This window comes from Brevundimonas sp. BAL450, from assembly GCF_015767455.1.
Lineage (GTDB): Bacteria > Pseudomonadota > Alphaproteobacteria > Caulobacterales > Caulobacteraceae > Brevundimonas > Brevundimonas abyssalis.
Genome location: NZ_JADWOW010000024.1, coordinates 1 through 25,020, shown reverse-complemented (window position 1 = coordinate 25,020; position 25,020 = coordinate 1). Strand labels below are relative to the sequence as shown.

Genomic DNA, 25,020 nt, shown 5'->3' with positions numbered 1-25,020 from the left:
GGCGCCGCGCCGCCGGAAAAAGTCAGGGCCCCGCCATAGCGGGCGTCGCCCACCAGGGGCCGCCCGATGTGCGCCATGTGCACACGCAGCTGATGCATGCGCCCGGTCATGGGCTCCAGCTCGATCAGGGCGCCCTGATCGTTGGCGGACAGGGTGCGGTAGCGGGTTCGCGACGGCTGGGCGCCGGGCGTGCCCTCCTCCACCACGCGCATGTGGCTCTCGCGGCCGACCTCCTGACGCAGCAGATGGGCGTCGATCTCGCCGCCGCGCGGGTCCGGCTCGGATTCGATCAGGGCCAGATAGGTCTTGCGGAACCGCTTGGCCTGCAGCGCCTTGCCGAGAAAGGCCGTCGCCGGCTTGGTCTTGCCCGCCAGAATCACGCCGGAGGTGTCGCGGTCCAGCCGGTGCACCAGATCGGGCCGCTTGCCGTTCGACCGGGCGAAGGCCCACAGCAAATCGTCCAGCGTATGCGCCTGAATGCGCCCGCCCTGGCTGGACAGGCCCGAAGGCTTGTCGAAGGCGATGACGTGCGCGTCCTCGTGGATGATCCACGAGCGGACGGCGGCGATGTCCTGATCGGACAGGGTGACGGGCGGCTGGAAACTCACGCCCGCGACTTAGGCCATTCCCGGCCGCCCGTCAGCCCTCAGCGCAGAACGCCCTTCTTGCCCATGGTCCAGGCGTACCAGGCCAGCAGGGCGGCGATCACGACGATGACCCAAGACATGTAGCTCATCATCGCCATCTCGGGCGGCAGCGGCGGCGGGTTGATGAACTGGCCGTAGATCAGGCTGATGACCGCGCCCAGCAGGGACAGGCCGAAGGCCGGAACCGCCAGTCTGTTGCGCAGCAGGAGCAGGATAGAGCCGATCACCGCGCCCCAGACGCCCAGAATCCAGGGCCCCCACATCCACGTCGGCATGGCCAGATAGTAGTCGATCATGGCCTGCGAGAAGCCCATCTCGCGCATGTAGGCCTCGCCGCGCGTGGTGGTCATCACGAAGTCAAAGGCGCCGTAGCCGTTCCAGAGCAGCGAGACGATCCCCACCACCCACAGGTGCCATGGCGCCTTTGCCGCGGACGAAGCGCCCGTATTGGTATCGGTCATTGTTTCCTCCCCAGGTTGCCGATGGGCGGACGCTACGCCGATTTCCGCGAACGGCAACGGTTATCAAGCGTCACTTTCAGGCTGCCCCCGCGCATGCTCGATCTCGCGGCGCAGGAAGTGGTTCAGGGCGGTGCGCAGGGCGGCGATGGCGGCCAGTTGGCCGATCTCGGTCCAGGTGGGCGCCACGGCGGTCTTGAGGATGTCGGCGGCCAGCAGGAACTCCAGCCCCAGCACCAGCCAGCGACCCAGCCGCAGCCGGATCTCCTCCTTCTTGCTCAAGGCCGGATAGGTGCGGCCCTCCGGATGCAATTCGGCGTTGAAGGCGCCCACGACCCGGACCACCGCCTCGACCACGGCGGCGGCGATGATGATCACCGCCAGCAGTTCAACACCGGTCGCCAGCCACAGGACGACGCTCTTGAGGCTTTCAGGCTCCATCCGGGCCTAACGTGGCCGTAGGGATGGGGTTCAGTCGTCCTGCGGCGTCATCCCCGCCCGCATGGCCGCCCAGCGCTCCAGCCGCTCCCTGACCTTCGCCTCATGCCCCTCGCCCTTGGGCTTGTAGAAGACCCGGCGCTCCATCTCGTCGGGGAAGTAGTTGGCGCCCGAAAAGCCCTCAGGCGTGTCCGGGTCGTACTGGTAGCCCTTGCCGTACCCCAGGTCCTTCATGAGCTTCGTGGGCGCATTGCGGATGTGGGCGGGGGGCATGAGGCTGCCCGTTTCGCGGGCGGCCTTTGACGCCGCCTTGTACGCTTCATAGACGCCGACGGACTTGGGTGCGGTGGCCAGATGGACCACCGCCTGTGCCAGGGCCAGTTCGCCTTCGGGCGACCCCAGAAAGTCGTAGGTGTCCTTCGCGGCATTGGCGACGAGGATCGACAGGGGGTCCGCCTCGCCGATGTCCTCCACCGCCATGCGCACGATGCGGCGGGCCAGATAGAGCGGGTCCTCGCCCCCGTTCAGCATCCGCGCCAGCCAGTAGAGGGCGGCATCCGGGTCCGATCCGCGAACCGATTTATGCAATGCAGATATGAGGTTATAGTGCTCTTCTCGACTTTTGTCGTAGGCGGGTGCGCGCTTCTGCAAGGTCCCGGCAAGGGCCTGGACGTCCAGCGGTTCCCCGCCAGCCAGACCGAACAGCACCTCTGACATGGTCAGCAGATAACGGCCGTCCCCATCGGCCAGAGCCAGCAGGGCATGGCGCGCTTCGGGGGTGAGGGGGAGGTCTTTCTCCTCCTGCGCCTCCGCCCGCGTCAACAGTTGACCCAGCGCCTCGTCGTCTAGCCGTTTCAGCACGAACACCTGCGAACGGGACAGCAGCGCGCCGTTCAGTTCGAACGACGGGTTCTCGGTGGTGGCCCCCACGAGGGTGACGATCCCCTCCTCCACGAACGGCAGGAAGCCGTCCTGCTGGGCGCGGTTGAAGCGGTGGATCTCGTCCACGAACAGCAGGGTGGACTGACCGGCGGCGCGGCGGCCGCGCGCGGTCTCGAACGCCTTCTTCAGGTCCGCCACGCCGGAAAACACGGCGCTGATCTGCTGGAACTGATAGCCCGCCGCCTGGGCCAGCAGGCGGGCGATGGTGGTCTTGCCCGTGCCCGGCGGACCCCAGAGGATCATGGAGCCCAGGCGTCCGGCCTCGATCATGCGGCGGATCGGACCGCCCTCGCCCAGCAGATGGTCCTGACCCACCACCTCTTCCAGCGAACGCGGACGCAGGCGGTCGGCCAGGGGCGCGTCGGGAGGGTGAACGCCTGAGGCTTCGAACAGATCGGTCATGTTGGACAGATAGGCGCTGGCCGCCTCCCCGTCATCCGGTCATGCGCCGAAGCGGCCGCTGATGCGCTGACCCCGCCGTTCGATGGTGACTTCCCAGCGCGCGGAAGCGGCCAGCGCCTGTTGCAGTTCGGCGACCGAGCCGATCTCGCGGCCGTTGATCTCGCGCACGATGTCGCCCGGACGGAAGCCCGCGCGGGCGGCGTAACCCCGGCCCGACAGACGGGTGACGATCACCCCCTCCCCGGCCGCGAAGGCGTCGCCGCCGATGCGGTCGGCCAGGGCCGGCGAATAGGCGGCCACGGTGGCGCCGGCCATCAGACCCCGCTCGATGAGCACCTGATCGGGGTCGCGGTCCCCGGGAAGCGGCTGGACGGTGGCGTTCACGACCTGGCTGCCTCCATCCCGCAGGACGGCGATCTGCGCCCGCTCGCCGGGGCGGCGCGAGCCGACGCGGAAGTTTAGGCCCGAGGCGTCGTTGATCTCGACGCCGTCCACGGCGGTGATGACGTCGCCCTCTCGGATGCCCGCCCGGTCGCCGGGTCCGCCCGGATACAGGGAGGTGACCAGCACCCCCTGGGGACGGGGCAGGCCCAGGCTGCGGGCGATCTCGGCGGTGACGGGTTCGCTGCGCACGCCCAGCCACGGCCGGATCACCGCCTCGGCGCCGCCCAGGGCGCTCTCCAGCACCTGACGCACGGTCTGGGCGGGTACGGCGAAGCCGACGCCGGCCGAGGTGCCCGAGCGCGAGAAGATGGCGGTGTTGATGCCGATCAGGTCGCCGTCCATGTCCACCAGCGCCCCGCCGGAGTTGCCCGGATTGATGGCCGCGTCGGTCTGAATGAAGGAGGCGGCGTCCGAAATGCCGGTGTTGGTGCGGTTCAGGGCCGAGATGATGCCGTTGGTCACCGTCTGGCCCACGCCGAACGGATTGCCGATGGCCAGCACCAGATCGCCCACCAGATGCTGCTCCTGATCGTCGATGGGCAGAACCGGCAGGCCGCCCTCCACGTCCTGGAGCTGCAGCACGGCGATGTCGGACTGCGGGTCGGCCAGCAGCACCTCGCCGCGGTACTCGCGGCGGTCGGCCAGGGTAACGGTGATCTGCTGGGCGCCCTGGATGACATGGTTGTTGGTCACCACCACCCCGTCGGAGCGCACGATGACGCCGGAGCCGATGGAGGACGCCTGCTGCCGGGAGCGGCCGGTGAACATCTCGAAGAAGGGGTCCGTGCGCCGGCTGGACACCGCCGCGATGTTCACCACCGCCGGGCTCGCAGCCGCGGCCACGGGGGCGAACGAGGTGCGCATGGCGCCGGCGTCGCCCGGGACCACCCGCTCTGTGCTTCCAAAGGTGTTGGGCTCGGGGAAGCCGCCGTCCTGGGCGGCGGTCTCGTCGGCGTTGCCGCAAGCGGCGAGAACCAGAACGGCGGCAAGGGCGGCGGAGGACAGTTTCATGGTCTGGATCAGGGAATTGTTCATGCGGAATGTCACGATGCCAAGCTGACCCCTGATTTGGGACAGGATCAAGGCGGGGCAAGAGCGGGGCCCCGCACGGCCCGCCCCGGTCAGGGCCGGATCAGGGCCGGCGCGACATCCTCAAGCGAACCGTCGCCGTGGGGCGCGGCGATCCCCAGCAGGTGCGCCAGCAAGGGCTGGACGTCCACGGCGTCCATGTCCTGAAGGGTCACGCCCGACCGGATGCCGGGACCGCTGGCGATGAACAGGGCGGCCATCTCCGGCGCCCGGTTATCATAGCCGTGGGCGCCGCCGGGGCCCCGCACGGGCCACGCGCGGGTGGCCACCAGCCAGCCGGTGTCGGGCAGGCACAGGATGGCGGGCACGCGCGGATGGCGGCCATAGGCCAGGCGCGCCGGCAGATCCGTCTTGTTGAAGCATTCCATGTTCGGGTGACGGCGGACCAGGGCGGACTGGACCTCCGCCTCATGGCCCGGCGCGGGGTTGAGGCCGGCGAAGGCGCCCGCGTGGACGACCTGAACGGCTTCCATGTTGATCAGGTCGTCCAGATAGACGGCGCGATCCGGCGAGGTCGCGGCCATGCCGTGGTCGGCGACGATGACCAGAACGGTGCGATCCGCCAGGCCGCGCGCTTCAAGTCCCGCGATCAGCCGGGCGATGGAGGCGTCCACGGAGGCGACGGCCTCGCTCGTCTCGGGAGCGGCGGGGCCGTGATGATGTCCGGCCGTGTCCACGATGTCGAAATACAGGGTGGCGAAGTCGGGCCGCTGGCCGCCCGGCAGATCCAGCCAGGCCAGCACCCGGTCCACCCGCGCATCGCCGGGCAGGGACTGGTCGAAGACGGTCCAGTGGCGGGGGCGCACGCCGTCGATCTCGGCCTCCGAGCCCGGCCAGAACATGGTCCCGGTGGTCAGGCCCGCGCGCTCGGCCGTGACCCAGATGGGCTCACCCTCGTCCCACCAGTCGCCATTGGTGACGGCGGCGGCGTTGCCGAGCGAGAAGCGACCGAGTTCAGCGTCAACCATGGTGTTGTTGACGATGCCATGGCGGTCCGGGTGCAGGCCCGTCACCAGGGTGTAGTGGTTGGGGAAGGTCACGCTGGGGAACGACGGCCGCATGGCGGCGAAGGCGCCGTCCGCGCGCAGGTCGCTGAGGGTGGGCGTCACGCCCCGGTCCAGATAGTCCGGCCGAAACCCGTCGATTCCCACCAGGATCACCAGCGGCCGGGCGCCGGGAGCCCCCTCCTCCGGCGCCATGGTGGCGCAGGCCGACAGGGTCAGGGCGAACAGGATCAGCAACAGGCGGGACATGGGAACTCCGGACTCGGCAATGGCCTCATTGCCTAATCTTAATCCGTGACAGGCGTCTTACGGCTTGCGACGGAGCGGCGCACCCCGCAAGCTCGAGCTCATGAGCGAACCGGTCATCGAGACACGCGGCCTGTCCAAGGCCTACGGGGCGGTGAAGGCCCTGGACGATTTCAGCCTGACGATCCCGCGCGGCGGGGTTTACGGCGTTCTGGGGCCGAACGGGGCGGGCAAGTCCACCCTGTTCCGCATCCTGCTCGGCCTGATCCGGCCCACGGCGGGCGAGGCGCGGGTGATGGGCGGTCCCGTCGGGGACGTCAACGCCATGCGGCGCATGGGCTCCATGATCGAGACGCCGCGCTTTCCGCCCTACATGACCGCCCGGCAGGTGCTGGAGTGGGTGTCGCTGGGCCACGGTCAGGCCGTGGACCGCACCGCCATCGCCGCCTGGCTGGAGCGGGTGGGCCTGACGGCGGCCGCCGACCGCAAGGTGCGGGGCTTCTCCGTCGGCATGGCCCAGAGGCTCGGCGTGGCCGCGGCCCTGATGACCCGGCCCGAGCTGATCATCCTCGACGAACCCACCAGCGGCATGGACCCGCCCGGCATTCAGGAGATGCGCGCCTTGATCCGGTCGCTGGCCGACGATGACGGGGTGACGGTGGTGATCGCCAGCCACCAGCTGGCCGAGGTCCAGAAGCTGTGCGACCGGGTGGCCATTCTGAACAAGGGGCGGCTTTCGGCTGAGGGCGCGGTCGCCGATCTGGTGGCCGGGCGCGAGCGCCTGCGCCTGACCCTGCGGCCCGCCGATGCGGCGCTGGGCCTGCTGGGCATGAAGGGCTCGCGCGACGGCGATGCGGTTCTGGCCGCCATCGAGCGGTCCGAGGCGCCCGCCCTGATCCGCGCCCTTGCGGAAAAGGGCGCCGAGATCGAGGAGGCGCGCTGGGTCGGAGCCGACCTGGAGAGCGTCTTCAACCAGTTGACCGAAGAGGACGCGCCCCATGCTGGCTGACGCCATTCGCGCCGAGGGCTATCGTTTCGCCCGCAACCGCACCGCCGTGTTCTGGAGCGTGCTGTTCGTACCGATCGCGGCGCTGATCCTGGGGCTCGTCGTAAGCTTCGCCGCCAAGGGCAACCAGGCCGAACTGGCCGAGGTCAGCGCCGAATTGGGCATGGTCTCCGAGCCGCTGAACCTGGGCGCGGCCCTGGTCAGCAACGCCGCCTCCCTGGCCGGCGGCCCGGTGCTGCTGTTCGTGCTGATCGGCGCGGCGACCCTGTTCGCGGGCGATTACCGGTGGGAGACCTGGCGTCTGATCCGGGCGCGCAACCGGCGCTCCAACCTGATTCTGGGCAAGCTGGCCGCCCTGATCGTCCTGGCCTTCGCCGCCATGGCCGCCCTGCTCATCTTCAGCATGATCGGCGAGCCCATCCGCGCGGCCATCTTCGAACGGGATGTGACGTTCAGCCTCAGCGGTGAGCAGATCGGCGCCTTCCTCGGCCTGTTCGGCCTGGGGTGGCTGAGGGTCGTTCAGTTCGCCATGATCGCCCTGCTTGCCGCGGTGGCGACGCGGTCCCTGCTGGCCGCCCTGTTCATTCCCATGGCCCTAGGCGCCGCCCAGGCCCTCGGAGCGCCCATGCTGATGGGAATGGGCGTCATGCCCGACAGCTGGACCCTGCAACTGCTGCTGCCCGGACAGGCCTTCGACAGGCTCGGGGAGATGATCCTGGGCGGCGAAGGCGCGCCGGGAGTGCCGGTCGCTCTTCAGGTGAAGGCCTGGATCAGCCTGATCGGCTGGACCGTCCTGCCCCTGCTGGCTGCGCTGGCGATCTTCGAGCGGCAGGACCTGTCTAAGGAGTGATCCCGCCGCTCGAGTCGGCTGATCAGCTCAGGATCATGCCGTCGCCGGCGTACAGGGCCTGATCGCCGAGCATCTCCTCGATGCGCAGCAGCTGGTTGTACTTGGCCGTGCGGTCCGAGCGGGCCAGCGAGCCGGTCTTGATCTGCCCGCAGTTGGTGGCCACCGACAGGTCGGCGATGGTGTAGTCCTCGGTCTCGCCCGAGCGGTGGCTCATGACGGCGGTGTAGCCCGCCCGGTGAGCCATCTCGACCGCATCCAGGGTCTCGGACAGGGTGCCGATCTGGTTGACCTTGATGAGGATGGAGTTGGCCAGGCCCTCGCCGATGCCCGCCGCCAGACGCGCCGGATTGGTCACGAACAGGTCGTCGCCCACCAGCTGAATCTTGTCGCCCAGACGCTCGGTCAGCAGACGCCAGCCGTCGAAATCGTCCTCGGCGCAGCCGTCCTCGATGGAGACGATTGGGAAGCGCGCGCACAGGTCGGCCAGATAGGCGACCATGCCCTCCTGATCGATGGTCTTGCCTTCGCCCTCCATGACGTACTTGCCGTCCTTGAAGAATTCGGTGGAGGCCACGTCCAGGCCGAGCTGGAAGTCCTCGCCCGCCAGATAGCCGGCCGCCTCGCCCGCCTTGGTGATGAAGGTCAGGGCCTCGTCGGCGGACTTCAGGTTCGGCGCGAAGCCGCCCTCGTCGCCCACATTGGTGTTGTGGCCCGCGTCCTTCAGCGCCTTCTTCAGGCTGTGGAAGATCTCCGCGCCCATGCGCAAGGCTTCAGAGAAGTTCTCCGCACCCGTGGGCAGGATCATGAACTCCTGGATGTCGATGGGATTGTCGGCGTGGGCGCCGCCGTTGATGATGTTCATCATCGGGGTGGGCAGCATGCGGGCCGAGACGCCGCCCACATAGCGGTACAGTGGCAGGCCCGCCGAGACGGCGCTGGCTTTGGCCGCGGCCAGGCTGACGCCCAGGATGGCGTTGGCGCCCAGTCTGCCCTTGTTCTGGGTGCCGTCCAGCTCGATCATGGACATGTCGATGCGGCGCTGGTCCTCGGCGTCCATGCCCGACAGGGCATCGAAGATTTCCCCGTTCACGGCGTCAATCGCCTGCTGGACGCCCTTGCCCCCCCACATGGCCTTGTCGCCGTCGCGCTTCTCCACCGCCTCGTGGGCGCCGGTCGAGGCGCCGGACGGCACCGCCGCGCGACCGAAGGCGCCGTCCTCCAGCACCACGTCCACCTCGACCGTCGGATTGCCCCGGCTGTCCAAGATCTGGCGGGCGGTGATGTCGGCGATGTCGGTCATGGTCAGGTCCCGGTGCGAGAATTGGAAAGGGCGCGCCAGCCTTTAGCCCGCGCGCCCTCCATAGCCAACTGAAAGCCTGTTACGCGCAGCCTTCCACATACTGGATGGACGGCCCGCCCACGTGGATCATGCTGACGTTTCCGTCCGTGCCGATCTCGTAGACCACGCCGCGCGCGTCGGCGTCTTCACGGTAGGGTTCGTCCGAAGGACCGTCGGTCCAGACGGTGATGTATTCAGCCGGGGCCTCGGCGTATTTGTGCGGGCTGACCTGGGCGTCGGCGCCATAGGCGGCCTTGATGGCGGCGGCGCTGTCGCCGACGCTGAAACCCCGATCGGTTTGCAGATCGGAGCCATTCGACACGGAGATCCGGGTCAGCACGCCCTGCTCCAGCATGAGCAGCAGGTTCTCGGGCGCCCGTTCGGGACGGAACTGGTCGCAGGATTCGGGATCGGGGCCGCCGACGGCGTCGGGGTTGGCGTCCTCGCCCAGAGCCGCGACCACCTCGGCGCGGGTCATGCCGATGCGCAGCGGGCCCCAGCCCTGGGCGCTCAGGGCGTTGGGATCAGGGGTCTGGGCGGGCGCTTCGGCCGGCGTTTCGGGGGCCGAAGCGGCGGGCTCCTCGGACTGGCCGCAGGCAGCCAGGGCGAGGACAGCGATGGAAGGCAGGATGAGGGCGCGGATCATGGGTGGTTCTCCGGGTTGGTCCGAAGAGAACAACGCACGAAAACGGCGCGCGATGAACTCGCGCGCCGTAAAATCTTCTATCCCGCCCGGCCTTCGCGCTTCGCGCGACGTTGGACGGGACGGCAGGTCTAAAGGCCTAGTCTTCCTTGGGCGTCAGAACCTGACGGCCGCGGTAGGTGCCGGTCTTCAGGTCGATGTGGTGCGGGCGCTTCAGCTCGCCCGTGTCCTTGTCCTCGGTGTAGGCGTTGGCGCCCAGGGCGTCGTGGGCCCGTCGCATGTTGCGACGCGAGGGAGATACTTTGCGCTTCGGAACGGCCATGTCCGTCTCATCCAGTCTGGTCGGAGCGTGCCGAACCCTGCGGTCGGACGCGAAAACAATAGCGGCGGCCCATGCAGGCCGCCCCGTGAGCGCGGGCTTATGCCTCAGAGGGCGGGCAAACGCAAGGGGCTGCACACAAGCGAAAACGCCTCCAGCCCATGGCGGCCATCGCCGTCGGCGAGATGGAATGGACAGGACCTCATGACTGCTCTTCGTTCCTGAACTGCTGACCATGGGCGCGTGAAAAGTCGGCCCGGCTCAGCGCGAACCAGACGCTGTCGACCCATGCGTCGCCCACCTGCATGGTCCGTTCGGCCCGGCCGGTTTCACGAAACCCCAGCCGGGTCAGCAGGGCGATGGACGCGGTGTTGTCCGGATCGGCTTCGGCGGTCAGGCGATCGAGGTCGCGCGTGGCGAACACATGGGCGATCACCGCCTGCGCGGCCTCCAGCCCCAGACCGCGCCCCTGCACATCGGGATGCAGGATGAATCCGATCTCGGGCAGCCGATAGAAGCCCGCCTTGCCCACGACCCGGCCCTCGAACTCGACCACGAAATCCTCTGCCAGCTCGGGCGGTGAGTCGATCATCGCGCCCAGCCAGGCCCGCGTCTGATCCAGGGTCTGATGCGGCGGCGTGGACCACCAGCGCGTGGCGCGCGGGTCGGACAGCACGGCGTGCATGGCGTCCAGATCGTCCCACCGCGCCGGCCGCAAGGTCAGTCGCGGTGTGCTCAGCACCACGCCCGGGGTCATCACACCAGCCGGCTCTGGACCACCGCCGCAGCGATGAAGCTGGCGAACAGGGGATGCGGGGCGAAGGGGCGGCTCTTCAGTTCCGGGTGGTACTGCACGCCGATGAACCAGGGATGGTCGGCGCGCTCCACAGTCTCGGGCAGGACGCCGTCGGGCGACAGGCCGGAGATGGTCATGCCAGCCCGCTCGATGGCGTCGCGGTAGTTGATGTTGACCTCATAGCGGTGGCGGTGCCGCTCGCTGATCTCGGTCGAGCCATAGATCTCGGCGATCCTCGAGCCTTCGATCAGGATGGAGTCATAGGCGCCCAGACGCATGGTGCCCCCCAGATCTCCGCCCTGGGCCCGCATGATGCGCTGGTTGCCCTGGGTCCATTCGGTCATCAGGCCGACGATGGGCTCCTCGGCCGGGCCGAACTCGGTGGAGGTGGCCTTCTCCAGCCCGGCCAGGTGGCGGGCCGATTCGATCACCGCCATCTGCATGCCGAAGCAGATTCCGAAATAGGGAATGTTGCGCTCGCGGGCGAAGCGCACCGCCTGGATCTTGCCCTCGGCGCCGCGCTCGCCGAAACCGCCAGGCACCAGCACCGCGTGAGCGCCCTGCAGCCGCTCCTCGCAGGCGTCGCGGGCGCCCTCGAAGGTGTCGGCCTCGACCCAGTCGATGTTGACCTTGACGTTGTTGGCCACGCCGCCGTGGTGCAGCGCCTCGATCAGGGATTTGTAGGCGTCCTTGAGCACCGTGTACTTGCCGACCACGGCCACGGTGACCTCGCCGTCCGGGTTGGTGCGGCGACGGACGATCTCCTCCCAGCCCGACAGGTCGGGCTCGGGCGCGTCATCGATGCCGAAATGGGCCAGGACCTCGGCGTCCAGGCCTTCCTGGTGATAGTCCAGCGGCACCGCATAGATGTCGGCGGAGTCCATGGCCTGGATGACGCCCGAGGGACGCACGTTGCAGAACAGGCCGATCTTGCGCTTCTCGTCCGCCGGGATCGGCTGTTCGCAGCGGCACAGCAGGATGTCGGGCTGGATGCCGATGGAGCGCAGCTCCTTGACCGAGTGCTGGGTCGGCTTGGTCTTCATCTCGCCGGCCGTCTTGATGAACGGCAGCAGGGTCAGGTGGACGAAGCAGCTCTGGCCGCGGGGCAGGTCCTGGCCCAGCTGGCGGATGGCCTCGAAGAACGGCAGGCCCTCGATGTCGCCGACGGTGCCGCCGATCTCGATCAGCACGAAGTCCACGTCCTGGCCGTCATCGGTCTGGGCGGGGCTGAGGCAGAACTGCTTGATCTGGTCGGTGACGTGCGGGATCACCTGGACGGTGGCGCCCAGATAGTCCCCTCGCCGCTCCTTCTCCAGGATGGTCGAATAGATGCGGCCGGTGGTGACGTTGTCGGTCCGGGCCGCCGACACCCCGGTGAAGCGCTCATAGTGGCCCAGGTCCAGGTCGGTCTCGGCGCCGTCGTCGGTGACGAAGACCTCGCCGTGCTGATAGGGGCTCATGGTCCCCGGATCGACGTTCAGATAGGGGTCGAGCTTACGTAGGCGGACTGTGTAGCCGCGAGCCTGCAGAAGCGCGCCGAGGGCGGCGGAAGCGAGGCCTTTTCCCAATGAGGAGACCACGCCGCCGGTGATGAACACATAACGAGGCATGGGAAATTACCTTACCGCCGATTCGGGCGGCGTACTGCGGAGACTTTGAGGGTGTGGCCGGAGGCGGTGGATAACCGCCCTCCGCATCCTACTGGGCGGGCTCGTCGCCGGCCGGCCGGGCGGCCGGGGCGGCGGGAAGGCTGGCTTCCAGATCGTCGAGCGAGGGACCGGTCGGCGCTGTGGGGGCCGTGGGCTGCTCGGCGGCCGGGGCCGTCTGGGCGGCGTCCAGGTCGATGGAGCCCACGGTGGCGGCGTCCAGAATCGAGCTGGAGCCACGCTCCATGTTGCCGACGATGGTCAGGCTGATGGCGCAGAGCGCGAAGGCCCCGCCCAGCCACCAGGTCAGGGTCGTCAGCAGGTTGCCTGCGCCGCGCGCGGTCATGAAGCTGTTGCCGCCGCCGCCCATGCCGAGGGCGCCGCCCTCGGAACGTTGCAGCAGCACCACGCCGGTCAGGGCGAGGCCGATCAGGATCATGACGACGAGGAGAATGGTCTGGAGCATGGCGGGCCTGATATGTGGCGCGAGGGCGCGCCAATCAAGCGGCGGCGTCTATCATTGTTGCGCGCGCGGGGCAACGCATGGCTTGCCGTAAGCCGCGTCAGAGGCGCACGCACCCTTGACGCACGGCGACTGGCCCGAAACCCTGCGCCGGGGTCGCCACGAGCGGCCGAATCCGGGAAGTTCGATGAAGCGTCTGATCCTGTCCGCCTGCGCCGCCGCCCTGCTGACGGCCCTGCCCGTCGCCGCCCAGGTGGGAACGCCCGCCCTGCCCCGCGAGCTGCCGCCCATTCCGGCGCCGGCGGCCCAGCCCTATCCCGGCGTGATCCGGCACCATGTGGACGCCACGGACACCGAACGGAAGATCATCCGGGTGCGCCAGACCATTCCGGTGGCCCAGGCCGGGCCGATGGTGCTGCTGTATCCCAAATACCTGCCGGGCAACCACGCGGCCACAGGGCCCATCCAGCTGGTGGCCGGGGTTCAGGTCAGCGCAGGTGGCGAGCGCGTGGAATGGGTGCGCGACCCGCTGGATCCCTACGCCTTCCATATCGAGGTTCCCGCGGGCGTCAGCGAGATCGAGGTCTCGTTCGATTATCTCAGCCAGCTCAGCCCCAGCCAGTGGCGGGTGCTGATGACGCCGGAAATGCTGAACCTGCAGTTCGAGAAGCTGCTGCTCTATCCGGCGGGCTATGCGCATGACGGGATCATGGTGCAGACCACCGTGCGCCTGCCGGACGGCTGGAACTACGGCGTGGCGCTGGACACGGAGACCTTCGTCGGCGGCGAGGCGGTGTTCGCCCCCATCAGCGTGGAGATGCTGGCCGACAGCCCCATGTTCGCGGGGGCCCACTATCGGGTGTTCGATCTGGACCCGGGCGGGCGCACCCCGGTGAACATGCATGTGGTGGCCGATGATGCGGCGGAGCTGACCGAGGTCGAGGCCCGGCTGGAGCCGTTCCGCAATCTGGTGGATCAGGCCGATCGGCTTTACGGGGTGCGGCCGTTCGACCGGTACGAGTTCCTGGTGGCGACCACGGACCGTCTGGGCGGCATCGGGCTGGAGCATCACCGCTCGTCGGAGAACACCCTGGAAGCGGACATGTTCTCCGACTGGGATTCGGCGCCCTATGGCGATCTGGAGCTGCTGCCCCACGAGTACGCCCACAGCTGGAACGGCAAGTTCCGGCGCCCGGCGGATCAGGCGACGCCCAATCTGAACGTGCCGGTCCAGAACAGCCTGCTGTGGGTCTATGAAGGCCAGACCCAGTACTGGGGGGCGGTGCTGGCGGCGCGGTCCGAGCTGGTGACGCGGGAGATGGCGCTGGCCAACCTGGCCTGGACCGCGGCCTTCTATGACGCCCAGCGCGGGCGCGAGTGGCGGGCGCTGCAGGATACGGTGAACCAGAACCTGCTGGGCTATCGCTCGTCCACGCCGTGGTCGACCTGGTCGCGCACGGGCGGGGACTATTACCGCGAGGCCCTGCTGATGTGGCTGGACGCGGACACCCTGATCCGGGAGGCCACCCGGGACCGGCGCTCGCTGGACGACTTCGCCCGGGCCTTCTTCGGCATCGAGGACGGGGTGTGGGAGCCCCGGCCCTACACCTTCGACGATGTGGTGGCGGCGCTGAACGTGGCCCACGAGCATGACTGGGCCGGGTTCCTGCGCACGCGGCTGGACGCCGTGGGGCCGGAGGCCGAGGCGCCGCTGGACGGCATCGAGCGGGGCGGATACCGGCTGGCCTTCGTGGAGACGCCGGACGCGGCCTACAAGCGGGTGCGGGCCGACTGGGGCCGGGACTTCCTGTTCTCGCTGGGGTTCAGCCTGTCGTCCTCCAACAGCATCACCAACGTCCTGTGGGACAGCCCGGCGTTCGAGGCGGGCCTGACCCAGGGCTGGGAGATCGTGGCGGTCAACGACACCGCCGCTTCGGCCGAGCGGCTGCGCGCGGCGGTGACGGCGGCCAGGGACGGGGGGCCGATCCGCCTGATCGTCAAGAACGGCGACCGCTTCCGCACGGTGGAGATCGGCTACACCGGCGGCCTGCGCTATCCGACGCTGCAACGGATCGAGGGAACCCGCGACCGTCTGGGCGACATCCTGACGCCCCGGCGGCGCTAAAGAAAACGGGCCGGGAGATCGCTCTCCCGGCCCGCAATCCGTTCAGCTTGCGCTGGGTCGATCTTACTTGATCGTGACCTTGGCGCCGGCTTCCTCGAGCTTCTTCTTCAGCTCTTCGGCGGCCTGCTTGGAGACGTTCTCGACGACGTTCTGCGGAGCGCCTTCGACCAGGTCCTTGGCTTCCTTGAGGCCCAGGTCCGGACGGGCGCCGCGGACTTCCTTGATCACGTTGATCTTCTTGTCGCCGCCGTCCGTCAGGACAACGGTGAACTCGGTCTGCTCTTCGGCGGCTTCAGCCGGAGCAGCAGCGCCACCGCCGGCGGCGGCCATGGCCACCGGAGCAGCAGCCGAAACGCCCCACTTTTCTTCCAGCAGCTTGGCCAGTTCGGCGGCTTCCAGAACGGTCAGGGCGGACAGGTCGTCAACGATCTTGGAGAGATCAGCCATTTGAGTATTTCCTTCGGATGGATTTCAGAGGTTTGCAGAGATGATCGATCAGACGGCTTACGCCGCGTCCTTGGCGGCGTAGGCGCCCATGACGCGGGCCAGCTGGCTGGCCGGAGCCTGCACGACGCCCGCGATCTTGGTGGCCGGGGCGTTGAGAAGGCCGACGAGCTTGGCGCGCAGTTCGTCCAGGGACGGCAGCTTGGACAGGGCGTCGATGCCTTGGGCGTCCAGAACCGTTTCGTCCATCAGTCCGCCCATGATCACGAACTTGTCGTTCTCCTTGGCGAACTTGGCGGTCACCTTGGCGGCCGAAACGGCGTCGGGCGCGTAGGCGATTCCGACAGGGCCCTTGAACAGGTCCTGCACGGCGTCGCCGCCCTTGCCGTCCAGCGCCTTCAGCGCCAGGCGGTTCTTCACCACCTTGAACGTGGCGCCTTCAGCACGAAGGCGGCCACGCAGATCGGTCATTTCCGCAACGGTCAGACCCAGGTTGTGGGTCACGACCACGGCGCCGGCGTCAGCGAAAACGCCCTTCAGCGTCTCGATCGACTCGGCCTTTTGTGCGCGGTCCATTGCGGTCTCCGTTCAGTCGTTACGGCGACGGGACGATCCCGACGCCGCTTGGCCAGACAGCATCGCTTGCGCGATGACGCCGGGCCGGTCGTATTGTCCGAAGGAAGCGGCGATCCTTGTCCGTCGCGCAGGGCGGCGGGCCGAGACGTTCGCATCCCCATCTCCCCCCAGGTCGGAACGGCCGTTCCGCGCTTACGGTCCAGGTGACCCCCAGACCCCGAAGTTCTCGGACAGGAACATCGCCGGACCGGGGCCCGACGACGCAAGGCGCGCTCTATACACGCATGGTCGTGGAAATCAAAGGCTAGTTCCGCCGGACGCCCTGCTTGTCTGGACGGGGGCCGGAGGCGGTCGGTTCGGAGCAATCGAACTCGGTGCAGAACTTGCGCATCAGGTCCACCTGGAACTGCAGCACCGCGGCCTCCATGGCCGCGCCCTGATCCATGCCGATCTCGACCTGCTTCTGCGCTATGGATCGCCCCAGCGGCGTCTCGTAGAAATCCACCAGCGCCGTGAGCTCCTCGACGGTGAGCCGCTCGGCGAAGACCGGAACGAGGCTGTCCATGATGCCCGTCATCAGGTTGGTCATCTCGCGGGGCAGGTTGACCCGAAACCACTCCCGGTGCTCCGCCTCGGATTGGGTGTCAGCGGCCAGCAGCTGGTCGATGTAGGTCTGCGCCAGGTCGGCCAGGCTCTCGCCCTGGGAGAGCTCCACAAACCGTTCCGCCAGTTCCAGCCGGCGCGCGGCCTCGTCGTCCGGAGCCGCCTGAACGACCAGCAGCAGCGGCTCTTCCGTCGCCTCGGCCCCGGGCTCCTGCGCGGCGGCGGCCGTGGTCAGGGCCAGGCCCAGGATGGTGATCAGAATGAAGCGCATGACGGCCCCCTCGCCGGTTTGTCGCTCCACCTTGGCGGACGCAGGCTCGACCCTCAAGGTCAAACGGGCCGACGCGCCCCTTGTCACCCCCGCCGAAGCGAAGCGGAGAGCCCGCCCTTTTGTCATCCCGGCCGTAGCGAAGCGGAGAGCCGGGACGCAGCCGCACAACACCCGCTCATCCCGGCGAAGGCCGGGATCCAGATGGCGTGCGGGCAGCCTGCAAGTCGAGGCGCGCCAGGACGTCCATCCATCCAGCTTTATGATCTGGACCCCAGCCTTCGCTGGGGTGAGCGGAGAATTATGGTCCCGTCCCCGCTCCCCCGGAACAAGTCCGGGCTGCGGCGGGGATGACAAGGGCCCTCACGGCCCCTGTCCCGGGTGGTGAGACTCCGGACGCGAAAAACAGTGCAACGGGAGTCTCACGGTCTGGTCGGCGAGCGTCTGTTCGGCGCGGGCGGTGACGGCCTTGAGCGCGACGATGAGACGGGCGAGATCCTTGACGGGCAAGGGATCGGCGGCCGCATCGGCGGCGGGCTCGGCCGGGGTTCGTCGTCGGCGGGGGGCGGTTCGTGAGACTCCGGAGCGGAAAAACAGTGCAACGGGGGTGCAACGTCCTCCATGCGGGCTTCCCGAGCCTCGATCTCCTCATGGCGGGCGAAGGGCTTGAGATCCTTGTACAGGCGCATCCAGCCGCGAGCCTCGATCAGGCGCCCGGCGGCGACGGCGGCCTGGAGGTGGGACCAGGCCTTGTCCGCCATCTGGACGGCGGTGAGCGGCGGGGCGTCCCCGACAGCGCCTGACGGCGTTTCGGGGATGACAGGGGGCGGAGACTGGAAGGTCATGCCGACAGTGTGCGGCGCCCCGAGACAGCGGGATCAAAAACAGGGGTTCAGGGCGGCGGCGCCTTGTTTTCAAAGGCATTGGCTACGGGAAATGCGGGATTAAGCGCGCCGTCGTCGGGCTTTGCTTGACCATGGCGAAAAAGAGGCCAAGCTGTCCGGATTGTCATGTTCGCGTAGGGGCGCACGCGTGTTTCAGCAGGGTCCGCCCGCTTCCGATCCCATTCAGCAGGCCAACCAGGCGCTGGCCGGGCGCGATGTGGCCGGAGCGCTGGCGCTTCTGGACCACGCCGACGCGGGCGGGTTCACGGTGGCCTCGGGCATGACCCGGGCGCTGGCCCTGCGGCTGGGCGGCGACCTGCCGGGCGCCGTGGCGGTGCTGGACCGGGTGCTGGCCGTCGATCCCTATGAGTTCATGGCCCTGCTCTCCAAGGGCGCCATCCTGGAGATGATGGGCAAGCCGCGGCTGGCCGTGGGCGTCTATCGCAACGCCCTGAAGATCGCGCCGCCCGAGAGCCGCTGCCCGCCCCAGTTGGTGGCCCAGATCGGCAAGGCGCGGGATCTGGTGGCGGCCGAGGCGGCGCGGCTGCGGGATCATCTGCGCGACGCGGTGGCGGACCTGCGCGGCCAGTGCGGCAGCGAGGACGGCGACCGCTTCGACGAAAGCCTGGACGTGTTCGCCGGTTTCTCGCCCCCAGTCAGGCAGGAGCCCCTGCTGCTCAACTACGCCCGCCTGCCCGCCATCTCGTTTTACGACCGGGGCCACTTTCCCTGGCTGGAGCGGCTGGAGGCCGGCACGGACATGATCGTGGCCGAACTGAAGGCCTTCCTGGCCGATCCGGGCGAGGCCTTCGCCCCCTACATCGCCTTTCCCAAGGGCGTGCCGGTCAATCAGTGGGAGGACCTGAACCATTCCCAGGACTGGAGCGCGGCCTTCCTGTGGAAGGACGGGGTCAAGCAGGAGGGCGCCTGCGACCGGTGCCCGGGCACGACGGCCCTGCTGGAAAGCCTGCCCATGGCCATGCAGGACGGCTATGCGCCCACGGTCACCTTCTCGGCCCTGAAGCCGCGCACGCGCATTCCGCCGCACACCGGATCATCGAACATCCGGCTGCTGACCCACCTGCCCCTGATCCTGCCGGGGCCGGCGCGGTTCCGGGTCGGCAATACGACGCGGGACTGGGAGATGGGCCGGGCCTGGGTGTTTGACGACACCATCGAGCACGAGGCCTGGAACGACGCGGACCAGATGCGGGTGATCCTGATCTTCGACGTGTGGAACCCGTTCCTGACCGAGGCGGAGAAAGCCCTGATCACCGCCATGCTGAACGCGCAGAGGGAGTATCTGGCGGCGGGGTGAAGGCAGGCAGAGAGGCGTGCACCCTCCAGGTCACCGCGCTAAGGTTTCGTGCATGTGAAAAAGGCCGCCAACTGGAGATTAGATATGCTCCTAGCTGCAATGGATATTTTTGCCGTTACTGCCGGGGTTCTGATACTTTTGTATATAATCGCAGTACCAAGACCCCATTTGAATTTCTTTTTCCTAATATGGCTGTGGGTTTTATCTGGATTTATTTATTTTATGGGTCGGACTAACGAGATAAGCGTAATAGGCGTTATTTTATCTATTCTGGCTGGAATGATGTTTGCTGTTGTAAACACCATTATGAGATTCGCATTCGGTCGACACCGCTGGTAGTCACTTCTGACAACAACTTACCCGAGCGGTGGCGATCTGCACCTCCAGGCCTAGCCTTCTTGTTGAGTGGGTCCGATTTACATCGGCGGGCGGAAGCCTGATGGCTGACCGGTCAAAGTTGGCACCGGGTTGCGCCCCGGCATCGGCCGCCGGGAGACTGAACCATACCCCTCATCCGACCTGCTCCGCAGCCCACCCGTCGTCGAGCGCCTTCGGCGTCCTCCTCCACCCATAAGGGGAGAAGGAAGGAGCCAATGAAAAAGGCGGCGGAGATTGCTCTCCGCCGCCTCATTCGTTCAAGCCTTGAAGCCGATCAGGCGCCCAGGGAGGACGGGTCGATCTTGAAGCCCGGGCCCATGGTGGAGGACAGGCTGATCTTCTTCACATAGGTGCCCTTGGCGCCCGAGGGGCGGGCCTTGGACAGGGCGTCGACGAACGCCTTGACGTTGGCTTCCAGGGCGTCCTGGGTGAAGGAGGCCTTGCCGATGCCGCCGTGCACGATGCCGGCCTTCTCGACGCGGAACTCCACCGCACCGCCCTTGGCGTCCTTGACGGCCTGGGCGACGTTGGGGGTCACGGTGCCGACCTTGGGGTTCGGCATCAGGCCGCGGGGGCCCAGCACCTTACCCAGACGGCCGACGAGGGCCATCATGTCGGGCGAGGCGATCACGCGGTCGAACTCCATGAAGCCGCCGTTGATCTTCTCGTACAGGTCTTCGGCGCCCACGTGTTCGGCGCCGGCGGCCCGGGCTTCGTCGGCCTTGGCGTCCTTGGCGAAGACGGCGACGCGCACGTCGCGGCCGGTGCCGGACGGCAGGTTGACGACGCCGCGGACCTGCTGGTCGGCGTGACGGGGGTCGACGCCCAGGTTGACGGCGATCTCGATCGACTCGTCGAACTTGGCCTTGGCGTTGTCCTTGACGGCCTTGATGGCGTCGGCGAAGGCCATCGGCGTCTCACGATCGCCGGTCCAGGCCTGGATGCGCTTGGGTTGCTTTGCCATGTCGATCAGCCCTCCACCTTCAGGCCCATCGCACGGGCCGAACCTTCGATGATGTTGGCGGCCGCCTCGATGTCGTTGGCGTTCAGGTCCTTCATCTTCTTTTCCGCGATCTCGCGCAGCTGGGCGCGCGTGATCTTGCCGACCGTTTCGCGGCCGGTGAGCTTGGCGCCCGACTTCAGCTTGGTGGCTTCCTTCAGGTACCAGGTCGCCGGGGGCGTCTTGGTGATGAAGGTGAAGCTCTTGTCCTGATAGACGGTGATCACGGTCGGCAGGGGCGTGCCCTTGCCGAACGACTCGGTGCGCGCGTTGAACTCCTTGCAGAAGCCCATGATGTTGACGCCGCGCTGACCGAGGGCGGGGCCGATCGGGGGCGACGGGGTCGCCGCGCCGGCCGGCACCTGCAGCTTGATGTAGCCGAGAATCTTCTTGGCCATTGATCTCTCCTGTTATGAAGCCCCGAACTCAATCGGGGCCGGTGAGCCGTGGTGCGGCATGGCGGCCTCCCACGGATTTGACGCCTCCGGGACCGGGGTCACGGGAGCGAAGGCGGGCGTCTATCAGAGCGGGGGTGGAAAGGCAAACGATGCAGGGACCTTCTCCCGACGGGAGAAGGGGGAACCCGCGCACCGGAGTGCGTCAGCGCGGAGGTTCTGCGCGCGGGGGATGAGGGTTCGGTGGGTCGAGGAGATACTCGACCCTCACCCTGCGCGCAAAGGAGCGGCTTGCTTCGCATCCCGCTGCGCGCAGCCCTCTCCCATCGGGAGAGGGAAAGTCAGAGCGCCCGGACCCCGTCGGCACCCTCCGCGTCGGGCTCGAAGTCGCGGGTCAGGTCGTGGATGCGGCTTTTCATCACCCCGGCCTTCTTGAGCGCCAGCGAGGCGGCCCAGCGGGCGGCCAGTTCGGGGCGGGCCATGCGGTCGGTGGGGCGCGGACGCCCGCCGCGCTCGCGCAGCACCGCATTGGTGAACAGGGCCCCGTTGCGGAAGCGCGAGCCCCAGGTCTGGAAGTCCATGGAGAGCGAGACGCAGAACTGGTCCAGATTGCGAACCCGGTGGGGAGCGTAGAGGGGCCAGGTCAGGGCCTGGCCGGGCTCCAGATCGATCACCGTGGCGTCCGCTTCGAAGTCGGGGCGGTAGGGGATCTCCTCGGTGGTCTGCAGGGCGATGACCTGCTCCATGCTGCGCTCGGGCAGGTGGGTCTCGTCGCCCGGATAGACGAAGACGCGCTTGCGGCCCCGCATGTGGAACAGGACCACGCCGGCATTGTCGAAGTGGTAGGGCGCGCCGGATTTGGGCGAGGACAGGATCAGTTGGCCGGCGTTGCGCACGGCCTTCAGGCCCGGCAGGGCCGACTGGATGGCGCTGAACTCGTCCATGGCGGCGGCCCACAGCTCGGGCCAGCCGTCCTGCACGTCGCGCAGATTGACCCACAGCCGCCCCTGCTGGATGGCCTTGAGCAGGTCCGCGCCGTTGAGGGCGCCGCGCGCGCCGGTGCGCAGGGTGTGGCCGCCGTCGTCCTGATAGTCATAGAGGTTGATGTCGATCAGGGCGGCCGGATAGCGGTCCAGCACCTGGGCCAGCCGGTCGTCCTCGGCGAAACCGGCGGCCACCAGACCGTGGGGGAAGACCTGGGCCTCGCGGATGGGGCCGGTGTAGCGGGTTCCGTCCATGCTCAGGCCTCGGCGCGGGCGGGGGCCGCCTTGGCCAGGGCGGCGCGGGCCGCCTGGATGACGCCGCGGGCGCGGGCGCCCGGCCTGGTCTCGCAGGCCTCAATGGCGGACCAGCGGCGACGCACGCTGTCGCGCAGCCGCACGCCGCGTTCGCCGCCCGCCGCGTCGAGCACGCCCGCCGCCGCCTGGCTGACCGTCGCGCCGAGGCCGGGTCGGACGATGACGCCCTCGCGCACGGTCTGGGACGCGTTGCAGAAGTACTTCTTGTAGCCCTCGCCGCCGAAGCCGTAGTCGAACACGCGGTAGCCACGCGCGCCCATCAGACGCATGGTGTCCATGCTCAGCATGATGCCCGGCGAGCAGCGCGCCGCGGCGGGCTCATAGACCGGGAACCAGAAATGCCAGCGGGTCCCGGCGTGCAGGGAGAACTCCATGGCCGCCACGGTGTCGCCCGCCGTCAGGGTGGCGATGGAGGCGCCGAAGTCGCCCTCCTGCTCGTCCATCAGGGCGTGCAGCAGATCCCGGGTCCAGCCGCAGGCGAAGATGTCGTGGCGGCCGGTGCGGCGGTACTGGTCGCGCTTGAGCGCGATCAGGTGGTCCAGCAGGGCCGTGTCCCTCAGGTTGGTGCGGGTCTCGATGGGACCCAGGTCGCGCTCCAGCCCCCGGCGGGCGCGCTCCTTGTCCTTGAAGTATTTGCGCTCGGTCTCGCGGCGCTCGGCGTACCAGGCGTCGTAGCCCGCCTCTGGCAGGGCCACCATCAGGCAGTCGCGTTCGACCAGCCCCCTCGCCTCGCCCACCCAGGCGCCCACGTTCAGACGCGGGGCGTTCAACAGCCGGGCCAGCTCATGCAGTTCGGGCGCCTCGCCGGGGCGGGCGATGACGCCGTGGAAGTCGTTCATGGGCGCGCCCAGCGGCAGGATCGAGCCGCCGCGTCGCTGGAACGGGAAAAAGCCGACGATCTCGCCGCCCCGGTGCAGCACAGCCACGGCCGCGCCCGGGCTGACGCGGGCGGCGACGCGGGTGAAGCGGGGGCGGAAATAGGCGGAGGTCAGGTCCGGATTGGCGGCGACCATCTCGCGCCAGAGGGTCCATTCGGACTCGCCCAGGGCGTCGGCCGCCATGATCTCGACGGTCAGGGTTTGCATGCCGGGCTCCTGTCGCATGGGCGGGACCTTAACCCTGTCCCCGTTGCAGGACGGTTTAGGGGCATGGTGAACGAAACCCCACCGCTTGTCGGGGCGTTGACAGAAACACACAGGAGATCAAGGCCATGACCGACGAACGTCCGGACAACCGCTCTGTCGAAAACGAAGAGCTGCGCAAGCCCGCCAAGGAGGGGGAGCCGCCTCGCCCCGCCACCGAGCCCAAGGGGGCCAAGGGCTCCTCCAACTCCGGCGAGACCGAGACCGATCCGGCGACAGGCAAGGAGAACCCCTGACGCTACTGCCGACTGAGTGGAACAGGGGCGGCTGTGCCGGGTTGGTCAGGGACACCCCCTGACCGGAGCCTGCAATGATCATTCGTCCTTCCCGTTTCGCCCTGCTCGCCGCCCTGCCCCTGTTGGCCACCGCGGCCTGCGGCGACCGGGAGCCCGAGCGGGCCGAGACGGAGGCCGCCAGTCCGGCCTCGGACGAGGCCTCGCGGCTGCGCCAGTCGATCGAGTCGGCCACCTTCACCCCGCCTGCATCCGATGAGGGCGAGGCGGCTGACGGTGAGACGTCAGGTGATCAGGGCAGCGACGCGTCGACGGATCGCGGCGGCGCGGTGGAGGGCGAACTGCCCGAGGACGCGCGGCCCGAGCCGGCCATGGTCCGCGCGCAGATTCTGCTGGACCGCACCCGCTTCTCGCCCGGCATCATCGACGGGTTGGGCGGCGAGAACACCCGTCAGGCCATCGCCGCCTTTCAGGAAGCCAACGACCTGGAGGTGACCGGCGAACTGAGCGCCGCGGTATTCGAGCAGCTGACCTCGGGCGACAGCAACCGGGTGCTGACCGACTACACCATCACCGAGGAGGACGCGGCCGGCCCGTTCATCGGCGAGCTGCCCGAGGACATGGAGGATCTGGGCGACCTGGAGACGGTCGGGTACGCCGACGCCCGCGAGGCGCTGGCCGAGAAATTCCACATGAGCGAGGCCCTGCTGGACGCGCTGAACCCCGGGGTCGATTTCGGCCGCGCGGGCCAGACAATCGTGGTGGCCTCCACCGGACCGGCCGAGCTGGACGGCGAGGTGGCGCGGATCGTCGTCAACAAGAACGAGAGCTCGGTGCGCGCCTTCGATGCGGACGGCGAACTGCTCGCCTTCTATCCGGCCACCATCGGCAGCGGCGAGACCCCCTCCCCCTCCGGCACCCACACGGTGCGGGCCGTCGCGCCGGAGCCCAACTACACCTATGACCCGTCGCGACTGAGCTCGGCCAGCGGCGGCAGGGCGGTGGTGATCCCGCCGGGCCCGAACAATCCGGTAGGCTCGGTGTGGATCGACCTGTCGCGCGACACCTACGGCATCCACGGCACGCCCGATCCGGCGGAGATCGGCAAGACCGCCTCCAGCGGCTGCGTCCGCCTGACCAACTGGGACGCTGAACAGCTGGCGTCCGGCGTGGAACAGGGCGTGGTGGTGGAGTTTGTGTGAGGCTTGGCGCCCTTCTCCCATTGGGAGAAGGGGAACCCGCGCACCGGAGCGTAGCGGAGGTTCTGCGCGCGGGGGATGAGGGTCGTCCGGCTGTAATTGGAAACATCCGACCCTCACCCTGCGCGCGAAGAACGGATGCTGACGCATCCGTGCGCGCAGCCCTCTCCCATCGGGAGAGGGAGACTAGAGCCCACGAAGCAAAACCCCCGCCGGATCGCTCCGACGGGGGTCTGCATTTCAGCTATTCAGAAGACCGAGCTTACTCGGTGATCTTGGCCACGACGCCGGCGCCGACGGTGCGGCCGCCTTCGCGGATGGCGAAGCGGAGCTTCTCTTCCATGGCGATCGGGGTGATCAGCTCGACGTTCAGCTCGGCGTTGTCGCCGGGCATGATCATCTCGACACCTTCCTTCAGGTGCACG

Annotated in this window: 26 protein-coding genes and 1 pseudogene; 7 read left to right on the top strand and 20 right to left on the bottom strand. The window is 68.3% G+C overall.

Annotated features, from left to right (window positions below; genetic code table 11):
* The 6 genes from IWC96_RS00675 to IWC96_RS00650 form a co-directional block, all read right to left on the bottom strand.
* Positions 1 to 608, bottom strand: a 608-nt coding sequence (locus IWC96_RS00675) for an RNA pseudouridine synthase (protein WP_196838181.1), incomplete at its 3' end; no start/stop codon positions are given.
* A 38-nt stretch (positions 609 to 646) separates the two neighbouring features.
* On the bottom strand, positions 647 to 1,108 hold the full coding sequence (locus IWC96_RS00670; protein WP_021697158.1) for a hypothetical protein: 462 nt from the start codon (positions 1,106 to 1,108) through the stop codon (positions 647 to 649).
* A 63-nt stretch (positions 1,109 to 1,171) separates the two neighbouring features.
* Positions 1,172 to 1,546 carry a DUF1622 domain-containing protein gene (locus IWC96_RS00665; RefSeq protein WP_021697159.1) on the bottom strand — a complete coding sequence of 125 codons (375 nt, stop codon included), beginning with the start codon at positions 1,544 to 1,546 and terminating at the stop codon, positions 1,172 to 1,174.
* A 30-nt stretch (positions 1,547 to 1,576) separates the two neighbouring features.
* Positions 1,577 to 2,887 (bottom strand): replication-associated recombination protein A, encoded by a 1,311-nt coding sequence (locus IWC96_RS00660; protein ID WP_196838180.1) that lies wholly within the window; start codon positions 2,885 to 2,887, stop codon positions 1,577 to 1,579.
* A 39-nt stretch (positions 2,888 to 2,926) separates the two neighbouring features.
* Positions 2,927 to 4,366: a Do family serine endopeptidase gene (locus IWC96_RS00655; protein WP_231378737.1), complete on the bottom strand. Its 1,440-nt coding sequence runs from the start codon at positions 4,364 to 4,366 to the stop codon at positions 2,927 to 2,929.
* 86 nt (positions 4,367 to 4,452) lie between these two features.
* The gene (locus IWC96_RS00650) at positions 4,453 to 5,673 is read right to left on the bottom strand and encodes an ectonucleotide pyrophosphatase/phosphodiesterase (protein ID WP_021697162.1); all 1,221 of its coding nucleotides are present in this window, start codon (positions 5,671 to 5,673) and stop codon (positions 4,453 to 4,455) included.
* A gap of 100 nt (positions 5,674 to 5,773) precedes the next feature.
* Here IWC96_RS00650 and IWC96_RS00645 point away from each other — a divergent pair, with 100 nt between their 5' ends.
* On the top strand, positions 5,774 to 6,679 hold the full coding sequence (locus IWC96_RS00645; RefSeq protein WP_196838179.1) for an ABC transporter ATP-binding protein: 906 nt from the start codon (positions 5,774 to 5,776) through the stop codon (positions 6,677 to 6,679).
* The gene (locus IWC96_RS00640) at positions 6,669 to 7,526 is read left to right on the top strand and encodes an ABC transporter permease subunit (RefSeq protein WP_021698273.1); all 858 of its coding nucleotides are present in this window, start codon (positions 6,669 to 6,671) and stop codon (positions 7,524 to 7,526) included. Before IWC96_RS00645 ends, IWC96_RS00640 begins: the two co-directional genes overlap by 11 nt.
* A gap of 22 nt (positions 7,527 to 7,548) precedes the next feature.
* On the opposite strand, the gene eno is transcribed toward IWC96_RS00640, so the two are convergent.
* The 6 genes from eno to secG form a co-directional block, all read right to left on the bottom strand.
* Complete coding sequence (gene eno / locus IWC96_RS00635; RefSeq protein WP_196838178.1) at positions 7,549 to 8,826, bottom strand: phosphopyruvate hydratase; 1,278 nt, start codon at positions 8,824 to 8,826, stop codon at positions 7,549 to 7,551.
* Positions 8,827 to 8,905: 79 nt separating this feature from the next.
* Positions 8,906 to 9,511, bottom strand: coding sequence for a hypothetical protein (locus tag IWC96_RS00630; RefSeq protein WP_196838177.1), 606 nt, complete (start codon positions 9,509 to 9,511; stop codon positions 8,906 to 8,908).
* Positions 9,512 to 9,647: 136 nt separating this feature from the next.
* Complete coding sequence (gene rpmF, locus IWC96_RS00625) at positions 9,648 to 9,830, bottom strand: 50S ribosomal protein L32 (RefSeq protein ID WP_045319302.1); 183 nt, start codon at positions 9,828 to 9,830, stop codon at positions 9,648 to 9,650.
* A gap of 199 nt (positions 9,831 to 10,029) precedes the next feature.
* Positions 10,030 to 10,584 carry a GNAT family N-acetyltransferase gene (locus tag IWC96_RS00620; RefSeq protein WP_021698277.1) on the bottom strand — a complete coding sequence of 185 codons (555 nt, stop codon included), beginning with the start codon at positions 10,582 to 10,584 and terminating at the stop codon, positions 10,030 to 10,032.
* Positions 10,584 to 12,233 (bottom strand): CTP synthase, encoded by a 1,650-nt coding sequence (locus IWC96_RS00615; RefSeq protein WP_021698278.1) that lies wholly within the window; start codon positions 12,231 to 12,233, stop codon positions 10,584 to 10,586. The genes IWC96_RS00620 and IWC96_RS00615 overlap by 1 nt, the downstream gene beginning before the upstream one ends.
* Before the next feature lie 88 nt (positions 12,234 to 12,321).
* On the bottom strand, positions 12,322 to 12,735 hold the full coding sequence (gene secG / locus IWC96_RS00610; RefSeq protein WP_021698279.1) for a preprotein translocase subunit SecG: 414 nt from the start codon (positions 12,733 to 12,735) through the stop codon (positions 12,322 to 12,324).
* Between the two features lie 184 nt (positions 12,736 to 12,919).
* On the opposite strand from secG, the gene IWC96_RS00605 reads away from it, so the two are divergent.
* On the top strand, positions 12,920 to 14,857 hold the full coding sequence (locus tag IWC96_RS00605) for a M61 family metallopeptidase (protein WP_196838176.1): 1,938 nt from the start codon (positions 12,920 to 12,922) through the stop codon (positions 14,855 to 14,857).
* A 63-nt stretch (positions 14,858 to 14,920) separates the two neighbouring features.
* Here the strand turns inward: IWC96_RS00605 and rplL are convergent, their stop codons facing one another.
* From rplL to IWC96_RS00590, 3 genes are all read right to left on the bottom strand, one after another.
* Positions 14,921 to 15,304 carry a 50S ribosomal protein L7/L12 gene (rplL, locus tag IWC96_RS00600; protein WP_021698281.1) on the bottom strand — a complete coding sequence of 128 codons (384 nt, stop codon included), beginning with the start codon at positions 15,302 to 15,304 and terminating at the stop codon, positions 14,921 to 14,923.
* A gap of 57 nt (positions 15,305 to 15,361) precedes the next feature.
* Entirely contained in the window at positions 15,362 to 15,877 is a 516-nt protein-coding gene (gene rplJ, locus IWC96_RS00595) for a 50S ribosomal protein L10 (RefSeq protein ID WP_021698282.1), read from the bottom strand.
* Positions 15,878 to 16,181: 304 nt separating this feature from the next.
* Positions 16,182 to 16,751, bottom strand: coding sequence for a DUF2059 domain-containing protein (locus tag IWC96_RS00590; protein WP_158332144.1), 570 nt, complete (start codon positions 16,749 to 16,751; stop codon positions 16,182 to 16,184).
* 405 nt (positions 16,752 to 17,156) lie between these two features.
* On the opposite strand from IWC96_RS00590, the gene IWC96_RS00585 reads away from it, so the two are divergent.
* Entirely contained in the window at positions 17,157 to 17,324 is a 168-nt protein-coding gene (locus tag IWC96_RS00585; RefSeq protein WP_196838175.1) for a hypothetical protein, read from the top strand.
* A 456-nt stretch (positions 17,325 to 17,780) separates the two neighbouring features.
* On the top strand, positions 17,781 to 18,950 hold the full coding sequence (locus tag IWC96_RS00580; RefSeq protein ID WP_262423625.1) for an aspartyl/asparaginyl beta-hydroxylase domain-containing protein: 1,170 nt from the start codon (positions 17,781 to 17,783) through the stop codon (positions 18,948 to 18,950).
* Between the two features lie 652 nt (positions 18,951 to 19,602).
* Here the strand turns inward: IWC96_RS00580 and rplA are convergent.
* The 4 genes from rplA to IWC96_RS00560 all read right to left on the bottom strand — a co-directional run bounded on the left by rplA (position 19,603) and on the right by IWC96_RS00560 (position 23,106).
* On the bottom strand, positions 19,603 to 20,292 hold the full coding sequence (gene rplA / locus IWC96_RS00575; RefSeq protein ID WP_021698286.1) for a 50S ribosomal protein L1: 690 nt from the start codon (positions 20,290 to 20,292) through the stop codon (positions 19,603 to 19,605).
* 5 nt (positions 20,293 to 20,297) lie between these two features.
* Positions 20,298 to 20,726 carry a 50S ribosomal protein L11 gene (gene rplK, locus IWC96_RS00570; protein WP_021698287.1) on the bottom strand — a complete coding sequence of 143 codons (429 nt, stop codon included), beginning with the start codon at positions 20,724 to 20,726 and terminating at the stop codon, positions 20,298 to 20,300.
* Between the two features lie 338 nt (positions 20,727 to 21,064).
* Positions 21,065 to 21,961 (bottom strand): hypothetical protein, encoded by an 897-nt coding sequence (locus IWC96_RS00565; protein WP_021698288.1) that lies wholly within the window; start codon positions 21,959 to 21,961, stop codon positions 21,065 to 21,067.
* A 2-nt stretch (positions 21,962 to 21,963) separates the two neighbouring features.
* On the bottom strand, positions 21,964 to 23,106 hold the full coding sequence (locus tag IWC96_RS00560) for a GNAT family N-acetyltransferase (protein WP_021698289.1): 1,143 nt from the start codon (positions 23,104 to 23,106) through the stop codon (positions 21,964 to 21,966).
* Positions 23,107 to 23,231: 125 nt separating this feature from the next.
* Here IWC96_RS00560 and IWC96_RS00555 point away from each other — a divergent pair, with 125 nt between their 5' ends.
* Positions 23,232 to 23,399: a hypothetical protein gene (locus tag IWC96_RS00555; protein WP_021698290.1), complete on the top strand. Its 168-nt coding sequence runs from the start codon at positions 23,232 to 23,234 to the stop codon at positions 23,397 to 23,399.
* A gap of 74 nt (positions 23,400 to 23,473) precedes the next feature.
* Positions 23,474 to 24,598 (top strand): L,D-transpeptidase, encoded by a 1,125-nt coding sequence (locus IWC96_RS00550; protein ID WP_021698291.1) that lies wholly within the window; start codon positions 23,474 to 23,476, stop codon positions 24,596 to 24,598.
* Between the two features lie 259 nt (positions 24,599 to 24,857).
* On the opposite strand, the pseudogene tuf reads toward IWC96_RS00550, so the two are convergent.
* A pseudogene (tuf, locus tag IWC96_RS00545) lies at positions 24,858 to 25,020 on the bottom strand (elongation factor Tu); the annotation flags it as partial.